Raw genomic sequence first — 23150 nt, 5'->3', positions numbered from 1 at the left:
TTGTACTATTTAAAAAATCCTGCAACCTCAGCAGGCCTCCCGTTGTTTTACCAGGGTACATTAAATTTATAAAATAACAGTAGTCATACCCGGTACTCCATATATCCTGCCAGTAAATAATTAAGCATTATTCAATAGTAGCCAATTATTACATCCGCGGTATACCCCGCAAAAATTGTAGGGTATAGCCTGCATAGTTGGGGGTAGGCATCCGCCTGCACAGATATACTTTTAACCAGGAATTTACGGTTGGTTACCAGGTGTTACCATCAGCTGTAATAAGAATATCTATTTAAAGCCTAAACAATGAAAAATCAAAACAGTATTCAAAATTCGCCTGACGCAATTTATACCTGCGATCAAAAAGGATTTATAAAAAGCTACAATAAAGCAGCCGTTAACTTATGGGGCAGAAAACCAGCTGTGGGTAAAGACCTGTGGTGCGGATCATGGAAGATTTTTGATAAAAATGGCGGACACCTTCCTGTTGATAAACATCCCATGACGATTGCCTTAAGAGAAGGCAGGCTGGTACATGGGGAAGAACTGATTGTACAAAGGCCGGATGGAAGCCTGCGTTATGTGAGCCCTTACTCTTCTCCTTTGGTTAATGCCAACGGGCACTTAACCGGTGTAGTTAGTATGCTGATAGAAATATCCGAACAAAAGAACAAGGCAAGGCTGAGCGAAGAAAAATACAGGAACCTTATTGAACAGGCTGCCGACGGTATTTTTTTATTTGATCTTAAAGGGCATTTTGTTTCTGTTAATACCAGTGGTGCAAAAATGCTGGGGTACGATATTGAAAGCCTGCTGCAACTAAATATTATACATATTCTTCCGCTGCAGTTTATTGATAAAATACCGGTAAGCATGGCCAGTTTAAGCAGCGGTAACCCGGTATTGGTAGAACGAATGTTTAAACGCAAAGATGGCAGTTTATTTTATGCAGAAGTAAGGGCGCAAATGGTATTGGATGGAAATATCCAGGCTATTGTAAGAGATATTACCGATCGTAAAAAAGCAGAACAGGATTTCAGGATGATGAAAAAAGCCCTGATGAATCAGAAGGTAGAAGAGCAGAAAACAATTGCACGGGCCATTTTAAATGCACAGGAAAAAGAAAGGCGGCATATAGGTGAAGAACTGCATGATAATATCAACCAGATGCTGGCTGGTATCAAATTATATTTATCTGTGGCCAGTAATGGCAATGCCAGATTAAAGGAAGCCCTGCAATATCCTATCGAGCTGATTGAAAAAACAATGACAGAAATTCGCTTGCTCACCAAACGAAGCGTTACCCTAAAACAAAATATAAACCTGAAAGATTTATTGCAAACACTGGTAGATACTATGTTTAAGAGTACTGCCATAAAAACCTGTTTTGTATATAAAGTTGTAAATGAGTGTTTGGATGATGAACTGAAATTAAATATCTACCGCATTTTGCAGGAACAAACCAATAATATAATGAAACATGCCTGTGCTGCTACTGTAAACATTTCGGTAAAAGCAAATGATCATATTTTAAATGTTGTGGTATCAGATGATGGCAACGGGTTTGATATCAATAAAAAAAGAGAGGGTATTGGTATGTCAAATATTATCAACAGGGTAGAATCTTTTAACGGTGAGGTTGTAATTGAAAGCGCTCCCGGTAACGGATGTAAACTACGAATTAAAATACCTTATTAAACCAGTAATTTAAAATCTAAAACATGTTACGCATATTAATCGCAGACGACCATACTGTAGTAAGAAAAGGATTGAGACAGATACTGACGGATCATTTCAAAGAAATACTTATTGAAGAAGTGGCAGAAGCCGAAAGCCTTATTGATAAAGTAATAACCGCCGGCTGGGATGTTGTAATATCAGATATCAACATGCCCGGCAGAAGTGGCTTAGATGCGTTGAAACAAATACGGGCTGTTTTTCCTGGTTTGCCGGTGCTTTTCTTCAGTAGTCATCCTGAAGAACATTATGCCATCAGGGTTTTAAAATCAGGTGCTTCGGGTTATTTATGTAAAGATTCTGCAAGCGAAGTACTGGTAAATGCAGTTGAAAAAGTTTTGCAGGGAAAAAAATATTTTTCTCCTTATGTAATTGAACAACTGGTAAATTATATTGATGCCGATTTTAGGAAATTATCCTATGAATATTTAAGTAACCGGGAATTTGATGTGATGCGCTTACTGGCTTCCGGTAAATCTGTTTCTGATATTGCAGAAAAATTATCGCTGAGTGTAACCACTGTAAGCACTTACCGTAGAAGGATTATAGCTAAGACAGGATTAAGATCAAACTATGACATTACTAAATACGCAATTGAAAACCAGCTTTTGTAATAAGGGCTGAAAAAATACATCCGATAAACCAGTCCTCCTTCTGCAAGTAACTACAAAGAAAATTTACCCTGTTTATTATACCCGGTTTAAATTGATCACAACATCAATTGCCGGGTAATTTTTTATTTGTACCTGAACCAAAGTTTTGTGAAAGCAGATACAGGTATAAACGCTGCACATTCCATACCCGGCGCAGAATAATTATTTGTTACTTACCAGGGGTATTCACTACCCGGTTACCCCCACAAAAATTGTAGGGTATAGCCTGTATAGTTGGGGGTAAAATCCGGCTTGCAGCATTTTACTTTTGACTTAGAATTTACAGCTGATTAACAGGTGCCACCATCGCCTGAATAACAATATCCATTTAAAGCTAAAAAAATTAAAATGAAATCCAATCATCTTTCTACCAGGAGAGTTATGCGTTCTGTTACCGCACTCTTCACCTTAATTTTTTGTTTTGCCATTACCGCTTCTGCTACTACTTATTACATCAGCCCATCGGGTAATGATGCTACAGGTACCGGCAGCAGCGCTAATCCATGGAAGACATTGTACAAAGCCACTAACACTGTTGCAGCTGTGGGCGACATTATCCATGTAAATGCAGGTACTTATCTTGAAACATTACAGTGCGTTTTAAAACCAGGCGTAAGTATTGAAGGCGACGGTGCTACTTCAATACTTAAAAGCAGTTTAACTGCCGACTGGACAGAAATGTTATCCCTGCGTTCGGCAGAAGGTACCAATGGCAACCAGCACATTTCCTTTGTAAAATTTGATGGACAAAACCTCTCTACCTTCTGGGGTATTTATGTAGGCGGAAGAAGCAACGTAAGCATTCACGACATTACCATGGTGGATTTTAAAGACCGTGGTGTTTTATTTGGTGGCCGTAATGATGGCAATGGCGCTCCTCCCACTATTTATGCTACCGGTAATAGTTTTTATAATAATACCGTTACCAATTGCGCTGCCTATAATTTATCTACCGGTGCCTACGGCCGTGGTTGTTTAAATATCGGCGGACAGGATGGTATGTTGATCTATAACAACACCATTTCGCAAACCAGCAGGCCCGAAGGTTATAATGGCTGGCCTATTAAAGGCTGGAACGAAGGCTATGTAAGAGGTTGTAAGATCTACAACAATACCCTCAACAAAATACCCATGGGTAACTCCACCGGTAATACCGGCTGGAACTTTGCCATTGAATTATTTAATGAATCAGGCCTTGAAATTTATGGCAATACCATCACTGGTGGTTCTATCGATTTAAACTTTCAGACCAAAAACGGCTATGCCTATAGTGTATGGATACACGATAATGTAATTAAGCAAACTACTTTAAATACCTGGATAGAAAGCGGCATTGTACTGGAATATGGTACGGATGGCGCTATCATTGAAAACAATACCATTGATAAAAAAGCACATGGTATTGAATTTAACCCCCGTTCGGGTGATATGATCAAAGATGTTACCATCCGCAAAAACCTGCTTACCAATATTACCATGGCACAGAACACCGGTGGCCTGATCGGCGTATTCAGCAATGCAGGTGACTTCAGCATTAATAACTTTAATGTATTGAACAATACGATGGTGGCCACAGCAGGTTCAGCACCATGGTGGGGTATAAATTTCGGTGCCTTAAATGCGGGCACTGCCAGGAACATCAGCATCAAGAACAATATCATCATGAACATACTCAGTGGCTTTTTGGTACAAGGCGGCGCTGTAGGTATGGACTCGGTGTATATCCAGAATAACAATACCTACAATAATGGTAACAGCAACAACCCTAACTTTAATGGTGTTGCACCAACCAACTATACCAACACCAATAACCAGCATGTGGTTCCCATGTTTGTGTCAGCTACCGATTTTCATTTGCAGGCTACCTCACCTTGTATAGATAATGGTGTATATGTGGGCTTGCCTTATGCAGGTGTGGCACCTGATAATGGCTTTGCCGAATTTGGCAGCATTATATTACCGGTTAAATTGCTCGATTTTACTGCCACAGAAAAGAGTGGTAAAAATATATTGCAATGGAAAACAGCTACAGAAAGCAACAGCGGTTATTTCAGTATTGAAAGAAGCAGCGATGGGCAGCACTTTACCGCTATTGGCAGGGTAACTGCCGCCGGCTTCAGTTCATCAGAGATCAGCTATTCTTTTACCGATGCCACTCCTGGTGCCGGTGTAAATTATTACCGCCTGGTAATGCTGGATAAAGATGCCAGCAAAGATTACAGCAATACCGTAGCGGTAATGAATAAAAAAGATCAGTCGCTGAGTATTGCAAAAACACAATTGTATGCCGGGAATAAAATTTTATCACTAACTGTTGTAAGTACGCAAAATCAAAAAGTAACGCTGTCATTATTTGATGCCAACGGAAGAATGTTTGTAAATGAAACAATGCAACTGCAAAAAGGGATGAACACGATAAATAAAAATACGCCATCAATAGCAACAGGTATTTATTATATCAAACTGTCTGTTGCAGGCGAAATGATTGTAAAGAATGTACTGGGAAGCTAGTATGGATTTAGTTTTAAGTATGGATTAGTTTTAATGGTAAAAGGGTTTCAGTCTTGAAACCCTTTTTATAATGATATACGTTTTAATTATAAATCCTATCTACAGCAGTCTTGTACTTTTCCATGATCACTTTCCGTTTCAGTTTTAAAGTAGGGGTTAATTCGCCGCTGTCAATAGTCCATTCGTAGGGCAGTAGTTCAAATTTTTTCACTTGCTCTACGTGGTTAAAAAATGTATTGAAGGAATCAATCAGTTCACGGTACAGGTCTAAAACTTTTGGGTTATGTACCGCATCTTCTATGGTAGTAAATTTTATGCCTTTGTGTTGCATCCATTCTTTTAAATTAGGCACGGAGGGAACAATTAATGCACCAACAAATTTTTGCTCAGCACCAACAATCATCATCTGTTCTACAAATGGCGATTCCTTCATTTTATTTTCAATAGGTTGCGGCGCTACATATTTTCCGCCGCTCGTTTTAAAGAGTTCTTTTTTTCGGTCGGTAATTTTTAAATATTTACCATCTTCAAAAATGCCGATATCACCGGTGTGCAGCCAGCCATCAATAATGGTTTCTGCAGTAAGGTCGGGCCGTTTATAATATCCCATCATTACACTTGGGCCTTTTACACAGATCTCGCCATCAGCTTCCAGTTTTACTTCCTGCCCGTTTATTACCAAACCAACGGTTCCAAATCTTGTTCCTGTTTTGCCTTTGCAGTTTACACTTATTACCGGGCTGTTTTCTGTAGGCCCGTAACCTTCGTAGATAGGTATTTTTGCAGCTGTAAAAATTCTTATCAGCCTTACCTGGCAGGCAGCACCGCCGGTAACCAGGGTTTCAATATTGCCACCCAGCCCTTCACGCCATTTGCTGAATACTAATTTATTGGCAATAGCCAGTTGCATGTTATACCACAGGCCACCGCTGCGTTGGTTATCGTATTTATCTCCCAGTGACACAGCCCAGTAAAATAATTTTCTTTTGATACCGGTTTGCTCAGCGCCTTTAGCCATTATCTTCTCATATACTTTTTCAAGCAAACGGGGCACAGTACAGAATAAAGTTGGTTTTACTTCTTTTAAATTATCAGCAATGGTTTCCAGGCTTTCGGCATAATAAATTGAATTGCCACTGTTGATGTAGATATAACTTACCATCCGTTCAAAAATATGATTCAATGGCAAAAAGCTTAATGCCCTGCCATTAACATTATCTTCAAAAGGAAACATTTTTTTTGAGTTCACTACATTGCTGACAATATTACGGTGGCTAAGCATAACACCCTTAGGCGTACCCGTAGTTCCGGAAGTATAAATAATAGTGGCGCAATGTTCCGGTAAAATAGTAGCCTTTACTGCTTCCAGTTTTGTAAAGTCTTCAGTACTTGCACTGTTGGTAATTTTTTCCCAGTAATCAACGCCATGTAAGTTATCAAAGCTGTAAACATTTTTAAGGCTGGGCACTTTATCACGAACATTATTTACTTTATCCAGTATATCCTGCCCGCTGATAAAAACATATTTCACTTCGGCATCATTAAAAATAAATTCCAGTTCATTTACATTGGTAGTGGGATAGATGGGACAAAGTGCAGCGCCGATTTGCTGGCAGGCCATATCCAGCATTAACCATTCGGGGCGGTTTTTAGATATGAGTGCAATTTTATCCTGCTGCTCAATGGTCATGTTGTTGCCGCTTACACCTAGTTGTAGTAATCCGGCACTAAGTTTATTTACAGTATCCTCAACTTCCTGTGTGCTATAGGTTTTCCATGCGCCATTTTCTTTGGCAGCAAGCATGTCTTTTTTAGGAAAACTGCTTAGCTGGTAAGCAATACAATCAAATATCCTCGAGTTCTCATTCATATGCAATCGTTTTAATCCCCCGCTTTATGCTAAATATAAAAGCAATTTAAAACAAGATAATGAAAAAAAACTTTAAAATCATTGAGGGATTTAGTGATAGTACTGGCCGGAAGGAATTTTAAAAATACGGCCTCTCTGGAAACGGGTCAGCTCATTATATTCGTTGGCATTCAGATTGATCCAGTTTTGATATGCAGGCAAATTTTGTGCGGCGGTAAATATCCATTGGTTATACGCATCAAACATACCTTCCTGTAATAACTGGCGTTGCAGTTCAAAAAGTTTAAAAGGAAATTTATTACCAAAGTCGGTAAACCAATCCAGTATAAAACGGGTTCTTATCATCGTGAGTGATTCGGTATTGATACCACTGGCAGCAAGATTACTTTGTTTATTCATGGTTTGCAAAAAAGCCTGGGTAAAAGCATTTTTTTCAGGATTGTTCTTTTCATTTTCCAGGTTAGCTTCGGCAAATAATTTTTTATAGCTTTCTAATAAAATATTTTTTATTTCAGGAGATAATGTACTGGAAGGTTCGATATTTAAAAAAACTTCACCATATAAAATACTCCATGTTTTATCAGTGGTAAAATAATAATACTTGCAGGCGTTATAATAATTTTTTGAAAATCCGGGGTCAGACTGTATACCTTTTTCCCACTGCTTAATAGCGGTGTAATCTTTTTGTGCCCAAAGCAATTCGCCCAGTTCGTTATATAAAGCACCACTTTGTGGAAACTGTTTCAATCCTCTTTTATACACCTTTTCGCATTCTTTAGGATTATCTGTTGCCAGGTAAATATCACCGGCAACCTGGAAGCATTGGTCATCAGCATCAGGCCTGTCTAAAAGTGGTTTGTAAATCTCAAGTGCTTTAGCATAATCTTTTGAAAAGTAGTAATTGAGGCCAAGGTCTTTAAGTATCTCGATATTTTTAGGATCTAGTTTGGTAGCCCTGTTCAATACTAAAATTGCATTGGCATAATCAGCTTGGCGCATAAATGTTCTTGCAGTTTCATGTAGTTGTGCAGCGTCCTGTGCAGTTGCTGTAAAAGCAATCGATACAATAAGAAAAGAAAAAATAAACCTCTTTATCATTGACTAAAGGTATAGCTAAAATAAATACACAAAAAGTTAATCCGGATTTTTTGAACACGGACAGGACAGGTGGAACGGATAAATCAGGATTATTTTAGTAACCAGGTATCATGCTATGTATCATCAGCTGTGTCCATCCAAACCATCCAAACTATAGCAGCTATGCGATGTAATAAATTGCTGCCTCAAACAAAACATATAAAAATCCATCCAATCCGTGTCATCCGTGTTCCATGCATTTAGGCTTCCGGTGCATCTATCAAATGCGTAAGCAATCCATCTCTCAGCTTAGGTTCAAACCAGGTGCTTTTAGGAGGCATTACATTACCACTGTCGGCAATATCAAATAATTGCTGGATAGTTACGGGATGTAAACTGAATGCCACCGCCATTTCGCCACTGTTCACTCTTTTTTCCAATTCGCCAAGGCCACGTATACCGCCTACAAAATCGATGCGTTTATCGGTACGCTGGTCTTTAATGCCCAGCACAGGTTCTAATAAATTATTGGAAAGAATAGTGATATCCAGGATACCGATAGGATCTGTAGTAAATGTATTTTCTTTTGCAGTTAATTTATACCATTGATTACCGAGGTACATACCAAACTCATGCAGCTTGGCAGGAGCAAGCGCTTCATTAATTTTTTCTACAGTGAAATTATTTTTTACCTGTAATAAAAATTCATCTGCAGATAATCCGTTAAGATCTTTTATTACACGGTTATAATCCATGATGTGCAATTGATCAGAAGGGAATAAGGTAGTCAAAAAATAATCAGCACCTTCAGTTGCCAGCTCCCCTAATGCTTTACGCACTTTAGCAGCAGAAGCGGCACGATGGTGGCCATCGGCAATGTAAGTAACTGGTACAAGCTCTTTAAATAATTCAGTAATGCGGCTGATAGTAGCGGTATCATTGATCGTCCAAACGCTGTGTTGTATACCATCATCAGCAATAAAATCATACACCGGGCTGCGTTCTTTTTTCCAGTCGTTGATCAATGCATCAATAGCTGCCACATTTCTGTACGCTAAAAAAACATTACCTGTTTGTGCACCGGTTGTTTTAATATGATTGATCCTGTCCTGCTCTTTTTCAGGCCTGGTAAATTCATGTTTTTTTATCAGGTCATTTTCATAATCATTTACACTGCTGCCACAAACCAAACCGGTCTGGCTTTTACCATTCATAATGAGCTGGTAAATATAATAGCAGGGTTTACTTTCCCTGAACAAAATATTACGGCTGGCAAAAGCATCCAGGTTTTCTTTTGCTTTAAGATATACTTCGGGCGAATGAATATCGGTGGTTTCGGGCAGGTCAATTTCACTTTTGGTGATGTGTAAGAAACTGGCAGGATTGCCCTGCGCTTCTACTTTTGCTTCTTTACTGTTGAGTACATCATACGGGCGGGAAGCTACCTGCTTCGCCAGTTGTGCCTCGGGCCTGAGTGCTTTAAAGGGTGCTATTGTTACCATTGTATTTAACTGTTAGGGGACGTTAAAATTACTATATTAAATCTAATCGTGCATTTTAGTAAATTCCTGCATAGTATCAACCAAAAAGGCCACACTGTTTAACGGCAGGGCATTATATAAAGAAGCCCTGAAGCCACCAGACAAACGATGCCCTTTTATACCCACAATACCACGCTCTTTGCTAAACTTTAAAAATGATTCTTCCAATGCAGGGTCAGTCATCACAAAACATACATTCATTTTGCTCCTGTCTTCTGTTGCAATAGTGCCTTTGAATAAGGGGTTGTTATCAATCTCTTTATATAACAGGGCTGCTTTCTGATCGTTGATCTTTTCAATAGCCGCCACACCGCCTTGTGCTTTTAACCAGCGTAATGTGAGCATGCATACATACACCGCAAATACAGGAGGTGTATTTAACATGCTGCCATCTTTAATATGATTGCGGTAATCCATTATGGTAGGGATGGCTCGTTTTACCTTGCCTAAAATATTTTTATTTACCACCACCACATTTACACCTGCTGCACCAATATTTTTTTGTGCCCCTGCATAAATTAATCCAAAGGCATTAAAATCCATTTCACGGCTTAAAATGTCGCTGCTCATATCAGCTACCAATACATTACTTGTTGTAGGAATTTTATGCCACTGGCTTCCATAAATGGTATTATTAGTAGTGATGTGAAAATATTTGGCATCATTAGGCACTGCAAAATCTTTGGGTATGCTGGTGTAATTACTTTCCTTGCCACTGCAAACCATTTCTACCTTGCCGAATAATTTAGCCTCTTTTATTGCTTTACTGCTCCACACGCCGGTATCAGAATAAGCTGCTGTTTCCTTATCATCCAGTAAATTCATAGGCACCTGCATAAATTGTGTGCTGGCGCCGCCATGTAAAAACAACACTTCATGATCCGAATCCAAATGCATCAGTTCTTTTAATAAAGCCTGCGCTTCATCCATTACTGCCTGAAAAGTGGGAGTACGATGGCCTAATTCTAAAATAGATAACCCTGAATTGTTGTAATTTAATATAGCCTGTGCGGCTTCTTCAAAAACACTTTTGGGTAAAATAGACGGCCCTGCATTAAAATTGTGTACCACTGCTTTGTTGATTAAAACTGATGAACTATTAATTTTCGCTGCAAAAATACCCAAATCAAATTAATCCGTCGGTAAATGATTAAAACATAGAAATCATTTATTAATCTTCCTGTTTTCCCAACATTTTGCCACCTGCCTTCCAATTATTATTTAATTTGTCGAATTCTTTCAAATCCTGTTCGCTGAATTGTTGATTTACTAAATTTTTAAGATCGGGCTGACCGGCATTTACCCAGGCCGTGTACCAAAAACTGGCCACCGCAAAAATAGATTGGCGCATTCTTCTCTCTATCATGCCATCTAATTTTTTATTGAAGGCAATGGTAAATGCACTTGAATATTGACGCACAATTTTTCCGTTTCTTTCTTCAAAAGAATATTTTTTATCATCGCCAAATTGTTGGGTCAGTTGTTTTTCAAAACGTAAAACACTGTCGGCAGCTTTGGCACTTTCTAAAACACGTTTCCAGATAAAATCCCCCGGGTTTTTTATATACTCAGCTTTGCCTATAAAAAAATCAAATTCTTTTTCTGCTAATAATTCGGGTACACGGCTCTCCCAAAATCCATGTATACCTCTTTGATTGGTGAACTGCCCGTTGTGATTGCTGTTGGCATGCAACGGCACGTGAGCATCGCCGATGTAATGGCCCATCTCTGCACTTGTTTTCATGATCTTACTAAAATCTTTTGCCTTGAATGCATTGGTTAACCTTGCCAGCATAGTTTGCACATGCCAGGGCACAATGCCATAGGCCTTCACACTATCTTCCCCAAATTTTGCGACCACATCATTCCATTTACGGGGTAAACTATCGTAAGGATATTTGCCGTAATGATCAATATCGATATAATGGCGTGCCCCTTCGTCAGCTACTGCATACCTTCTTTTATCAGGATCAACAGCATGTTCACTTAAAAAAGAAATATTGGGTTTATACAACACCAGCATTTCGGGCGGTAATAAAAAAACAGCGTAGTAATTAATTTTCTGATGGCCATAAAAGCCCCAGCAATAACAATTGGAATGGATAATTGATAATGCAATAATGAATAATGCTTTTTTCATGCCACCTTTTTTAGTTTTAAAAAAGGTTTTTCTTTCAGGGAAGGTTTAGGGAGTTGTTGTTTCGTCATCTACATCAGTAATACCGCCGCTCACCGCAAACTTCATGGTTTGTGCGGCACTGATATTGGTGATAGGCTTTACTCTTTCTTTGGGGATAACATACACATTACCGGCAACAGAATATGCCATCGGGATATATACTGTTACATAATCTTTCAAGCCAAATTCTTCCATATCATCACGGGTGATAAAGCCAAATCGCCACACATCATTATCATCTACATTAGCCAATACATTTTTGGTGAATTTTTTTTTGTCGCCGGCAAAGGCCTCAAAAAAATCACGGGTGGTGGAGTAAATATATTTTATGCCGGGTGTTCTTTCTAAAAGTTTATCAACAAAACTTACCACACGGCCCGTAATAAAAAACGAACTGAAATAACCAATTACAATAAGTGCAGCAATGATAATTAAAAAACCGATGCCATAATTCTGCACTCTTACATTGCCCTGTAGGTCTTTGTACCTAAAAATAGGTAACAAACTATCGATAGAAGTTACCACCCAAAAAATGGCATATGCAGTAATAGCCAATGGCGCCAGTATCAGCAACCCCTGTAAAAAATATTGCAGCAGCTTTTTGTAGTGAAAAGGCCTTTTCATTCTTTGGTGATTTATACAACAAAGATACTTGAAATAAATATGCTGAGTTGCTGTGTTTAAATTACTGCAGGCAATGTTTAATTTAACTAAATTTGAGTTTAATTAACAGGATTGTTGTAATGAGCAAAATTTTAATTGTTGATGACGAAGAAAAATTAAGGACATTGATGGCACGGATCATCGGCCTGGAAGGATTTGAAGTGTTGCAGGCAGCAGATATTAAAACGGCTACAAAAAAACTGGAGCAAACAGAAATTGATGTGGTGTTATGCGATGTAAAACTTCCTGATGGTACCGGTGTTGAATTTTCTAAACAGGTAAAAGAGAAATATCCTTTAATGGAGATCATACTTTTAACTGCGTATGGCAATATACCGGATGGTGTGCAGGCAATTAAGAACGGCGCTTTTGATTATATCACTAAAGGAGATGATAACAATAAAATAATTCCTTTACTCTATCGTGCGGTAGAAAAAGTGGCGCTTGCAAAAAGAGTACAACATTTGGAAAAGCAATTATCGCACAAATATTCTTTCGATAGTATCATTGGTAAATCAAAAGCTATTGCAGCAGCTATTGAGCTGGCAAAAAAAGTAGCGGTTACAGATGCTTCGGTTTTATTAACCGGGGAAACCGGTACGGGCAAAGAAGTATTTGCACAAGCCATTCACCAGGCCAGTGGCAGGGCGAATAAAAATTTTGTAGCGATTAATTGTGCTGCCATCAGTAAAGATCTTTTAGAAAGCGAATTGTTCGGTCATAAAGCAGGTGCATTTACCGGCGCTATAAAAGATACCAAAGGTATTTTAGAAGAAGCGAATAATGGCACCGTATTTTTAGATGAGATTGGCGAAATGCCATTGGAACTGCAGGCAAAATTGTTACGTGTTTTAGAAACAGGCGAATTAATGAAAGTGGGGGAGAATAAAACCATCAAAATAAATATCCGCCTTATTGCTGCTACTAACAGAAACCTGCAAAAAGAAATTGAAGCAGGTAATTTCAGGGAAGATTTGTTTTACCGTATTGCGGTTTTTCAAATTGCATTGCCGGCACTAAGAGAACGGGTAATGGATATTGAAGAATTAGCGAATCATTTTACAAAAATTGTGGCTGCTAAAACCAATAAAAAGATCAAACCCATATCAAAAGAATTTGTTGCCATTTTAAAACAGCATCAATGGAATGGCAATATCCGTGAATTGAAAAATGTAATGGAAAGAGCGGTGATACTAATGAATAAAGATGAACTGACCATTGATAATTTGCCATTTGAATTGCAGCAATCGGGTACTGCACCTAAACAACTCTCTGCATTTGATTTGGCCAGTGCCGAAAAAATCCATATTCAAAAAGTATTGAACTATACTAATGGCAACAAAACAGAAACTGCTAAACTGTTAAACATTGCATTAACCACTTTGTACCGCAAACTGGAAGAGTACAAATTGTAACACTACACTTTTAAGTAAAACGACATAGGAACATAGGGCACATAGAAAAACATTTTTACACATGCCCTGTTGGACAAATTCACTTGTTCTATTTATGTAACTGCTACAGTAAACCTATTTAACTCTGCAACCATTATATAGCATCTTACAATCTTATATAATAAAACAACTATTATGTATAAGATTACTAAAAAATTTATGGATCAATTGTCTTACGAAATTATTGGTGCTGCAATGGAGGTACACAAAGAAATGGGCCCCGGATTACTGGAAAGTGTTTATCAGGCCTGTATGCAAGAAGAGCTTAAATACAGGGAGATACCTTTTAAATCAGAAATGACTATCCCGGTAATTTACCGGAGTAAGAATATAGAAACATTTCTTAGATGTGATTTTTTTGTAGATGATCTGATGGTAGTAGAACTAAAAGCAGTAGAAAAAGTATTGCCAATTCACGAAGCACAATTAATTACTTATATGAAACTATTAAAAATATCCAAAGGCGTTATCATCAACTTTAATGTGACTAATATTTTTAAAGAAGGACAGAAGACATTTGTAAACGAACATTACAGAGATTTGCCTGACTTTTAAACTTCAACCACATAGGAGCATAGGACACATAGTTAAGAAATAGACATTTATATTTTTCCTATGTGCCCTATGCTCCTATGTGGTTGATATATCTATTTTGTTATCAGCCCTATCAAAACGCTAGCCCACCCTTTCAAAATGAAAGGTTTTTTTTTCTACCTCTTTTTTCTACTCCTCCTCTCAAACCCTTACTGCTGATGACTTTCTGTGTTTTTGTTGCCACAGGCATGGCAATTGACAATACTCTGGCATAACAAAATGAAATAACCATGTTACTCACCATTCTCATCACTAGCGGCATTATATTATTTGCCCTCTTTTACCAGGCCATTAATTTTTTTGAAAAAATCTAACATCATGACGGCATTATTCATCATCTCACTGGCCGTGTTTGTTTACATGTGCTATGTACTTATTAAACCAGAAAAGTTTTAAACTATGAACACAGAAATTACCGGCATCATTGCCATGTTTGTACTGTTATTGTTGTTTGCCATTCCATTAGGCAGGTACATTGGAAAAATATTTACCCATGAAAAAACCTGGCTGGATAAAATTTTCAATCCACTCGACACAATTTTTTTCAAACTCAGCGGTATTGATGAAAATAAACCCATGAACTGGAAGCAGCATTTACTGGCATTGCTCACCATCAATCTGTTTTGGTTTCTAATTTCTATGTTAGTACTTACTAACATGAGTTGGCTGCCATTAAATCCCGATGCCAATCCATCAATGAGCGCCGACCTGGCATTTAATACCACAATAAGTTTTATCAGTAATACCAACCTGCAACATTATTCCGGCGAAACCGGTATGTCGTATTTAGGCCAACTGATCTTAATGTTATTTCAATTCATCAGTGCCGGTTGTGGTATTGCAATTTGTGCTGCGGTGTTTATAGCAATGAAAGAAAAGACCACAGATAAATTAGGCAACTTCTATTTTTTCTTTGTAAGAAGTTGTACAAGAATATTGTTACCACTTTCATTAGTAGTAGCAGTGATATTTTTATTTAATGGTACCCCTATGACTTTTGAAGGAAAGGATACCATCACTACTTTACAAGGAGATACGGTACAAGTGAGCCGTGGGCCTGTTGCAGCTTTTGTTGCCATTAAACAATTAGGTACTAATGGCGGTGGCTTTTACGGCCCCAACTCGGCACATCCATTAGAAAACACCAGTTACTTCACCAACATCATAGAAACGATTGCTATTCTGTTAATTCCCATGGCCATGATTTTTGCATTGGGGTATGTATTAAAAAGAAAAAAATTAGCCTGGGTAATTTTTGGTGTAATGCTGGTTGGCTTCCTGTTGTTATTGATCCCTTCGATAATCAGCGAAATGAAAGGTAATCCTGCTATTGCTAAACTGGGCATTCAGCAACCAATGGGAAGCATGGAAGGTAAAGAAGTACGTTTTGGTTCAGCCGCTTCAGCATATTGGGCTATTAATACAACCTGCACCAGTAACGGTTCTGTAAATGCAATGCATGATAGCATGACGCCGGCAACAGGCATGTTTGCTATGTTGGGTATGATGATCAATGCATTCTTTGGCGGTGTGGGCGTAGGTTTTTTAAATTTTTACATCTTCATCATACTTGCTGTTTTTGTAAGCGGTTTAATGGTAGGAAGAACACCGGAATTTTTAGGTAAAAAAATTGAAGCAAAAGAAATGAAGATCGCAATGATCATTGCATTGCTGCATCCGCTGTTGATCTTAGCAGGTACTGCAATTGCAAGTCATATTTATGCAGGCAATCCAACAGCCTATGCTGCTTGGTTAAACAACCCGGGTTATCATGGGTATAGTGAAATGTTATATGAGTTCACCTCTTCCAGTGCTAACAATGGTAGTGGCTTTGAAGGACTTGGGGATAATACAGCATTCTGGAATATAGCCTGTGGTATTGTGATCTTACTCGGCCGATACTTACCCATCATTGGTCCGGTTGCTATCGCAGGAATTTTAACCAGCAAAAAATATATTCCTGAAAGTGCAGGCACATTAAAAACTGATACGGGCACATTTGGATTGATGGTGTTTGCAGTGATAGCCATTGTAGCAGCACTATCATTTTTTCCTGCACTGGCACTAGGACCAATAGCAGAACATTTTTCAATCAAATAAAATATCACCACATAGGATCATAGAAAACATAGGAATACAAAATACACAACTATGTGTCCTATGTTTCTATGTGGTTCAAAAAATAAAATCATGTCAAAGCAATCAAAAAATAATAAACTGTTTGAAGGCAGTTTAGTAAAAGAAGCGCTGAAAGATTCTTTTCTAAAACTTAGTCCTGCTAAAATGTACCGCAACCCGGTAATGTTTACGGTGTGGATCGGCACTATCGTTATGGCTGTAGTATGTGTGTGGATAGGTGCCGGCGAAACAAGCCAGGGTAGTTTGATCTACAATATCATCATCACTGCAATACTGTTACTCACTTTGCTGTTTGCCAACTTTGCAGAAGCTATTGCAGAAGCAAGAGGTAAAGCGCAGGCAGATAGTTTAAGAAAAACAAGAGAAGAAACGCCGGCTAAATTAATTCAGATCATTGGAGAAATGTATGTGAATGAAGTAAAAATTGTCCCTTCATCTCAATTAAGTAAAGGGGATGTTTTTTTATGCGAAACAGGTGATATTATTCCTATGGATGGAGAGATCATTGAAGGGTTAGCAACCATTGATGAAAGTGCTATTACTGGTGAAAGTGCTCCTGTAATAAGAGAAGCCGGAGGAGATAAATCCTCAGTAACAGGCGGTACAAAAGTATTGTCTGATAAAATAAAAGTAAAAGTTACTACAGAGGCAGGCGAAAGTTTTTTAGATAAGATGATCGCATTGGTAGAAGGTGCATCAAGACAAAAAACACCCAATGAAATTGCATTGACGATTTTATTGGCAGGCTTTACATTGGTGTTCATCATTGTAACAGTTACGTTAAAACCATTTGCGGATTATGCCAACACCCCCATCACCATTGCCGCATTTATTTCTTTATTCGTTTGTCTGATACCTACCACTATCGGAGGTTTACTATCTGCTATTGGTATTGCTGGTATGGATAGAGCTTTAAGAGCCAACGTAATTACCAAGAGTGGTAAAGCTGTTGAAACAGCAGGTGATATTGATGTATTGTTATTGGACAAAACCGGTACCATCACTATTGGTAACAGAAAAGCCACCAGCTTTTATCCTGCTGATGGCATAGATGAAAAACATTTTATTAAAGCAACAGTATTAAGCTCAATGGCAGATGAAACTCCCGAAGGAAAATCTATCATTGAACTGGCTGGTATCAATCCTGCGATTTACGAAATCAATCATCCACGATTTATAAAATTCACTGCAGAAACCAGAAGCTCAGGTATTGAGTTTGAAAATACCAGGATAAGAAAAGGTGCATCTGATGCTATCAGAACACTAACAGAAAAAGCCGGCAATATTTTTCCTGCAGAAACTGCTGAAAGAGTAAAAATAATTTCCAGCAATGGCGGTACGCCTTTAGTAGTTGCAGAAAATGAAAAAGTATTGGGTGTAATTGAATTGCAGGATATCATTAAACCCGGCATCAGCGAACGTTTTGAGCGCCTGAGAAAAATGGGTATTAAAACAGTGATGGTTACAGGTGATAATCCTTTAACAGCAAAATTCATTGCAGAAAAAGCCGGTGTGGATGATTTTATTGCCGAAGCAAAACCGGAAGATAAAATGAACTACATTAAAAAGGAACAGGCCAGTGGCAGATTGGTGGCGATGATGGGTGATGGTACCAATGATGCACCGGCATTAGCACAGGCAGATGTTGGCGTGGCCATGAACAGTGGTACACAGGCAGCGAAAGAAGCAGGCAATATGGTTGATCTTGATAACGATCCTACCAAGCTGATTGAAATAGTGGAAATAGGAAAGCAATTACTGATGACGAGGGGAACGTTAACTACATTCAGTATTGCAAATGATGTGGCAAAATATTTTGCTATTGTTCCGGCCTTGTTCATTACCTCTATTCCGGCATTGCAGACACTGAATATTATGCAGCTGCACAGTCCTGCAAGCGCTATTCTTTCTGCAATAATTTTTAATGCCATCATTATTCCATTGCTGATACCATTAGCATTAAAAGGTGTGGCTTATAAACCCATTGGTGCATCTGCTTTACTCAGAAGAAATTTATTCATCTATGGATTAGGAGGTGTGCTGGTACCTTTTGTCGGTATTAAATTAATTGATTTGTTAGTAGCAGTATTTATCTAAAAATAAAAATTAAAAAAATGAAACAACATATTCTTCCAGCCATACGCCTTACAGTAGTTTGCCTGGTTTTCTTTATAGTAATTTATCCTGCTATTGTTTGGGGTATTGCACAGCTAACACCCAATAAAGGGCAGGCTGATACCATTACTGTTAATGGAAAAAAATACTACAGCAATATTGCCCAGAATTTTTCTGATGATAAATATTTTTCATCAAGGCCTTCTGCAGTTGCATACAATGCAGCAGGTGCCGGCGGTAGCAATAAAGGCCCATCTAATCCTGATTATTTAAAAGAGGTGCAAAGCAGGATCGATACTTTTTTAGTACACAATCCCGGCGTACAAAAAAGTGAAATTCCTTCTGATCTGGTTACAGCAAGCGGTGGTGGATTGGATCCTGATATTTCTGTACAGGCCGCTGAAGTGCAGGTAAAACGTATTGCAAAAATAAGAGGTATTACCACCGCAGCAATTGAACAGATCATTAGTGAAAATACTCAAAAGCCATTACTTGGTTTATTAGGTACAGAAAAAATAAATGTTTTAAAACTGAATGTAGCATTAGATAAACTAAAATAATAAAGATGAAAAAGATAGCGCTGCTGATTACAGCAGTAATAATAGGACAGGCAGTTTTTTCCCAGGATACCGATTCTACCAAAAAGAAATCAACCACTACCATAACAGGATCTGTTGATGGGTATTACCGGTATAATTTCAACAATTCAAAAACTAGTCCTTACAATAGCTTTACCAGTTTTACAAAAACCAGTAACTCTTTTGAGTTAGGTATGGCATCGCTAAGAGCTGATCATAGTTTTGGAAAAGTAAGTGCCACAATTGACATAGGCTTTGGCAACCGGGCAGAAGAGTTTGCTTATAATGATGCCAGTACAAGGTTTGCCATTAAGCAAGCTTACCTCAGTTATGCGCCTTCTGCAGTAATTAAGTTTACATTAGGTACATGGGCAACGCATGTGGGATACGAAATGCTGGACCCTTATTTAAATAGAAATTACAGCATGAGTTATATGTTTAGCAACGGACCGTTTTCCCATACCGGTGTAAAAGCCGATATCAGTTTAGGTGGCAAAAACGCTTTGATGCTGGGCATTTCTAACCCTGTCGATTACCGCTCCGCACCTGCAATGCCTAAATCTCTCATTGCACAATTTTCAACCGCTTCAAAAAATGATAAGCTGAAGGCGTATTTTAATTTTGTTGGCGGAAAACAAAGTGCTACAAAAAAATTACTGCATGGAGATATCGTAGCTATATATACTGTAACCGGTAAATTCAATATAGGCCTTAATGGAACACTACAATCTGTACAATTAACAGATACTACAGGTGCATCAAAAACTTCAGACTGGAGTGGCGTTGCATTGTACTTAAATTTTGATCCTGTAAACTGGGTTGGCTTAACCATACGTGGAGAATACATTGCTGATAAAGATCAATATGTAGGATTGAAAAATATTTTTGCACCAACGCTGTCTGCTAATTTTAAAATTGATAACCTTACCATTATTCCGGAGTTCAGATTAGATAATGCAGGTAATTCCGTGTTTTATAAAAATGCCGGCACATTCACCAAATCTACCGGCAGCTTTATTTTGGCAGCAACCTACCATTTTTAATAGTGTAATTTTAAAAAGCGATTTGCTACATACAATCAATGCCAGGCGAAAAAGAAAATAACGTACAACACTTTCTTGATCTTATAAAAAAATCAAGAAGAGGAAAGTTTAAAATTTACATCGGCATGAGTGCCGGTGTAGGTAAAACGTACCGTATGTTACAGGAAGCCCGTTCCTTATTAAAAAATGGCATTGATGTAAAAATTGGTTATATCGAAACACATAACCGTAAAGAAACGCATGAATTATTAGAAGGGCTTCCGGTTGTGCCAAGGCGGCAATTATTTTATAAAGGAAAGGAACTGGAAGAACTGGATGTGCAGGCTGTAATTAATTTGCGGCCCGAAGTGGTGGTCATTGACGAGCTGGCACATACCAATATCGAAGGCAGCAAAAATGAAAAGCGCTGGCAGGATGTGATGGAAATTATTGATGCCGGTATCAATGTCATCAGTGCTGTAAACATTCAGCATATTGAAAGCCTGAATGAAGAAGTAAAAAAGATAACCGGTGTGGAAGTGAAAGAACGGATTCCGGATAGTGTATTGGCGCAGGCAGATGAAGTAGTGAATATCGACCTTACTGCCGATGAATTAATTACAAGATTAAAAGAAGGTAAAATTTACCAGGCAGAAAAAATTGAAACCGCATTAAAGAATTTTTTTCAGAATGAGCATATCCTGCAATTGCGTGAACTGGCATTAAAAGAAGTGGCCAGCCAGGTAGAAAGAAAAGTAGAGACAGAAGTAACCAAAGTACATGCCATCAAGCACGAAAAATTTTTAGCCTGCATCAGCTCTAACGAACAAACCGCAAAAACGGTGATCAGGAAAACAGCAAGACTGGCCAATTATTACCATAGTAAATGGTATGTGCTGTACGTACAAACTCCCGATGAAAGTGCAGACAAGATTGCTTTGGATAAACAACGGCACCTCATCAATCATTTTAAATTGGCAACGGAGCTGGGTGCAGAAATTATTAAAGTAGAAAATAAACAGGTAGCCAAAGCCATCATTGAACAATGCGAAGAAAGAAATATTACCACCATCTGCATCGGCAAGCCACATTTAAGTTTATTAAAAGTAATTTTGGCTACCAATGTATTTAATGAATTACTTAAAAAATTATCAGCAAATAATATTGACCTTGTAATTTTAAGCTAAAATAAAAGCAATGTATTTTCTTATATGCCCTTAAATGCCTCTATGGTAAAATGTTTTTTGAAAGTGTTATGGTAAATTTATAAAAATGAAAATTAAAGCAAAACTTTTTTTAGGTATTGGTTTGCTGTTTACAATGATTGTGTTGCTGACGGCAATCGGCAGTATTTACATCAACAAACTTTCAGCCGACACTAAAAATATTTTAGTGGCCAATTATAATACCCTCGATTATTCCAGGCAAATGCTGATTGCTTTAAACGATGATGGCTTTACCAATACCAGTATTGCAAAATTTGAAAACAATTTACAAAAGCAACAGCATAATATTACCGAGCCGGGAGAACAACAATTAACTGACCAACTTACCATAAATTTTAATAAACTAAAAACTAACCCGGCAGATACTACGCTGTTGGCTACAGTGCATAGTAACCTCACTGATATTATGCTGCTCAATATGCAGGCAATCGAACGCAAAAGTGCAGTAGCAAAAAAAACTGCTGATGATGCTACTTTGTGGATCGCACTGGCAGGTACATTTTGTTTTTTAATTGCCTTTGTACTATTAGTGAATTTGCCAGGAAATATTGCCAACCCCGTAAAAGAACTTACAGAAAGCATCAAAGAAATTGCTGCTCAGAATTATTCTAAACGGGTACACTTTGAAAAAAATAATGAATTTGGCGACCTGGCAAACGCCTTCAATACCATGGCACAAAAGCTGGAAGAATATAAGACGAGTAATATTGAAAAGCTGATGATGGAGAAGAAGCGTATTGAAACGTTGATCAGTAATATTAAAGATCCGGTGATAGGATTAGATGCAAAAAAACACATTCTTTTCATGAATGATGTGGCACTTAAAATTACCGGCCTTAAAGCTGAAGATACTATTGGTAAACAAATACAGGATGTGGCAGTGAATAATGATCTCATTCGTTCACTGATACAGGATTTATTTGCTGCAACTAATGAAACAGCAAATACAAAGCATGAGCCCATTAAAATTTATGCTGATAATAAAGAAAGTTATTTTGAGAAACAGGTTGTACCAATTAATATAACACCAACAGGAGAGAAGGAAGAAAAATTTATTGGTAATGTGATCTTATTGCAAAATATCACACCTTTTAAAGAACTAGATTTTGCTAAGACAAATTTCATTGCCACGGTATCGCATGAATTAAAAACACCGATCTCTTCTATAAAAATGAGTTTGCAATTATTGGAGAATGAACAAATAGGCAATGTAAATGAAGAACAAAAGAATTTGCTAGGCAGTATTAAGGATGATGCCAACCGCTTACTGAAAATAACAGGCGAATTACTGAATATGACACAGGTGGAAAGTGGCCATATACAAATGGCTGTAGCAGCAACTGATGTAAATGAGATTGTAAACTATGCCGTTAATGCCAATAAAGCTGCGGCAGAACAAAAAAATATCAGGCTGGAAGTGTCGGTACCTGCTGCATTGCCACAGGTATTGGCTGATGAAGAAAAAACGGCCTGGGTATTAACCAATCTTATCTCCAATGCTATAAGGTACTCGTATGATAATGCAGTAGTGTACATCAGTGTAAAACATGATGCAGGCAAATTCGAATTTACGGTAACTGATAAAGGCCAGGGTATTCCACCCCAGTATAAAGAAAAAATATTCGATCGCTATTTTCGTGTGCCGGGCACAAAAAAAGAAGGCACGGGCCTGGGTTTATCTATCAGTAAAGAATTTATAGAAGCGCAGGGCGGTACTATATACGTAGAGAGTGATTTTGGTGCCGGCAGTAGTTTTACAATTATTTTAAATGCATTTACGGTGTAGATACA

The 23150-nt window shown here is 38.0% G+C and carries 18 protein-coding genes; 12 read left to right on the top strand and 6 right to left on the bottom strand.

From position 1 onward, the window contains the following. The first annotated feature begins 306 nt into the window (after window positions 1-306). The 3 genes from ACQ334_RS10005 to ACQ334_RS09995 all read left to right on the top strand — a co-directional run bounded on the left by ACQ334_RS10005 (window position 307) and on the right by ACQ334_RS09995 (window position 4901). Window positions 307-1698 carry a PAS domain-containing sensor histidine kinase gene (locus ACQ334_RS10005; RefSeq protein ID WP_430988061.1) on the top strand — a complete coding sequence of 464 codons (1392 nt, stop codon included), beginning with the start codon at window positions 307-309 and terminating at the stop codon, window positions 1696-1698. 23 nt (window positions 1699-1721) lie between these two features. Beyond that, a complete protein-coding gene (locus ACQ334_RS10000; RefSeq protein WP_430988060.1) occupies window positions 1722-2351 on the top strand; it encodes a response regulator in 630 nt (209 codons plus the stop codon). A 387-nt stretch (window positions 2352-2738) separates the two neighbouring features. Continuing rightward, window positions 2739-4901, top strand: a complete 2163-nt coding sequence (locus tag ACQ334_RS09995) for a right-handed parallel beta-helix repeat-containing protein (protein ID WP_430988059.1) — start codon at window positions 2739-2741, stop codon at window positions 4899-4901. An 82-nt stretch (window positions 4902-4983) separates the two neighbouring features. On the opposite strand, the gene ACQ334_RS09990 is transcribed toward ACQ334_RS09995, so the two are convergent. The 6 genes from ACQ334_RS09990 to ACQ334_RS09965 form a co-directional block, all read right to left on the bottom strand. Beyond that, window positions 4984-6771, bottom strand: coding sequence for an AMP-dependent synthetase/ligase (locus tag ACQ334_RS09990; RefSeq protein ID WP_430988058.1), 1788 nt, complete (start codon window positions 6769-6771; stop codon window positions 4984-4986). A 90-nt stretch (window positions 6772-6861) separates the two neighbouring features. After that, window positions 6862-7869, bottom strand: a complete 1008-nt coding sequence (locus tag ACQ334_RS09985; protein WP_430988057.1) for a tetratricopeptide repeat protein — start codon at window positions 7867-7869, stop codon at window positions 6862-6864. A 239-nt stretch (window positions 7870-8108) separates the two neighbouring features. After that, the gene (locus ACQ334_RS09980) at window positions 8109-9350 is read right to left on the bottom strand and encodes a DUF1015 domain-containing protein (RefSeq protein ID WP_430988056.1); all 1242 of its coding nucleotides are present in this window, start codon (window positions 9348-9350) and stop codon (window positions 8109-8111) included. 42 nt (window positions 9351-9392) lie between these two features. Continuing rightward, a complete protein-coding gene (gene serC, locus ACQ334_RS09975; protein ID WP_430988055.1) occupies window positions 9393-10460 on the bottom strand; it encodes a 3-phosphoserine/phosphohydroxythreonine transaminase in 1068 nt (355 codons plus the stop codon). A gap of 100 nt (window positions 10461-10560) precedes the next feature. Next, window positions 10561-11529: a zinc dependent phospholipase C family protein gene (locus ACQ334_RS09970; protein ID WP_430988054.1), complete on the bottom strand. Its 969-nt coding sequence runs from the start codon at window positions 11527-11529 to the stop codon at window positions 10561-10563. Between the two features lie 45 nt (window positions 11530-11574). Beyond that, window positions 11575-12192 (bottom strand): DUF502 domain-containing protein, encoded by a 618-nt coding sequence (locus ACQ334_RS09965; protein ID WP_430988053.1) that lies wholly within the window; start codon window positions 12190-12192, stop codon window positions 11575-11577. A gap of 119 nt (window positions 12193-12311) precedes the next feature. Here ACQ334_RS09965 and ACQ334_RS09960 point away from each other — a divergent pair, with 119 nt between their 5' ends. The 9 genes from ACQ334_RS09960 (at window position 12312) to ACQ334_RS09920 (ending at window position 23145) form a co-directional block, all read left to right on the top strand. Then, entirely contained in the window at window positions 12312-13646 is a 1335-nt protein-coding gene (locus ACQ334_RS09960) for a sigma-54-dependent transcriptional regulator (RefSeq protein ID WP_430988052.1), read from the top strand. Window positions 13647-13820: 174 nt separating this feature from the next. After that, window positions 13821-14240: a GxxExxY protein gene (locus ACQ334_RS09955; RefSeq protein WP_430988051.1), complete on the top strand. Its 420-nt coding sequence runs from the start codon at window positions 13821-13823 to the stop codon at window positions 14238-14240. A gap of 357 nt (window positions 14241-14597) precedes the next feature. Beyond that, window positions 14598-14675: a K(+)-transporting ATPase subunit F gene (kdpF, locus tag ACQ334_RS09950; RefSeq protein WP_430988329.1), complete on the top strand. Its 78-nt coding sequence runs from the start codon at window positions 14598-14600 to the stop codon at window positions 14673-14675. A gap of 3 nt (window positions 14676-14678) precedes the next feature. Further along, window positions 14679-16379: a potassium-transporting ATPase subunit KdpA gene (gene kdpA, locus ACQ334_RS09945; protein WP_430988050.1), complete on the top strand. Its 1701-nt coding sequence runs from the start codon at window positions 14679-14681 to the stop codon at window positions 16377-16379. A gap of 90 nt (window positions 16380-16469) precedes the next feature. Further along, entirely contained in the window at window positions 16470-18515 is a 2046-nt protein-coding gene (gene kdpB, locus ACQ334_RS09940) for a potassium-transporting ATPase subunit KdpB (RefSeq protein WP_430988049.1), read from the top strand. Window positions 18516-18532: 17 nt separating this feature from the next. Continuing rightward, window positions 18533-19093 (top strand): K(+)-transporting ATPase subunit C, encoded by a 561-nt coding sequence (locus ACQ334_RS09935; RefSeq protein ID WP_430988048.1) that lies wholly within the window; start codon window positions 18533-18535, stop codon window positions 19091-19093. Between the two features lie 5 nt (window positions 19094-19098). Then, a complete protein-coding gene (locus ACQ334_RS09930) occupies window positions 19099-20154 on the top strand; it encodes an outer membrane beta-barrel protein (RefSeq protein ID WP_430988047.1) in 1056 nt (351 codons plus the stop codon). A 38-nt stretch (window positions 20155-20192) separates the two neighbouring features. Next, on the top strand, window positions 20193-21320 hold the full coding sequence (locus tag ACQ334_RS09925; protein ID WP_430988046.1) for a sensor protein KdpD: 1128 nt from the start codon (window positions 20193-20195) through the stop codon (window positions 21318-21320). 85 nt (window positions 21321-21405) lie between these two features. Continuing rightward, the gene (locus ACQ334_RS09920; RefSeq protein ID WP_430988045.1) at window positions 21406-23145 is read left to right on the top strand and encodes an ATP-binding protein; all 1740 of its coding nucleotides are present in this window, start codon (window positions 21406-21408) and stop codon (window positions 23143-23145) included. Window positions 23146-23150: the final 5 nt, after the last annotated feature.

The organism is Ferruginibacter sp. SUN106 (assembly GCF_050611765.1).
GTDB lineage: Bacteria > Bacteroidota > Bacteroidia > Chitinophagales > Chitinophagaceae > Ferruginibacter.
This window is presented reverse-complemented; position numbering and strand designations above follow the sequence as displayed.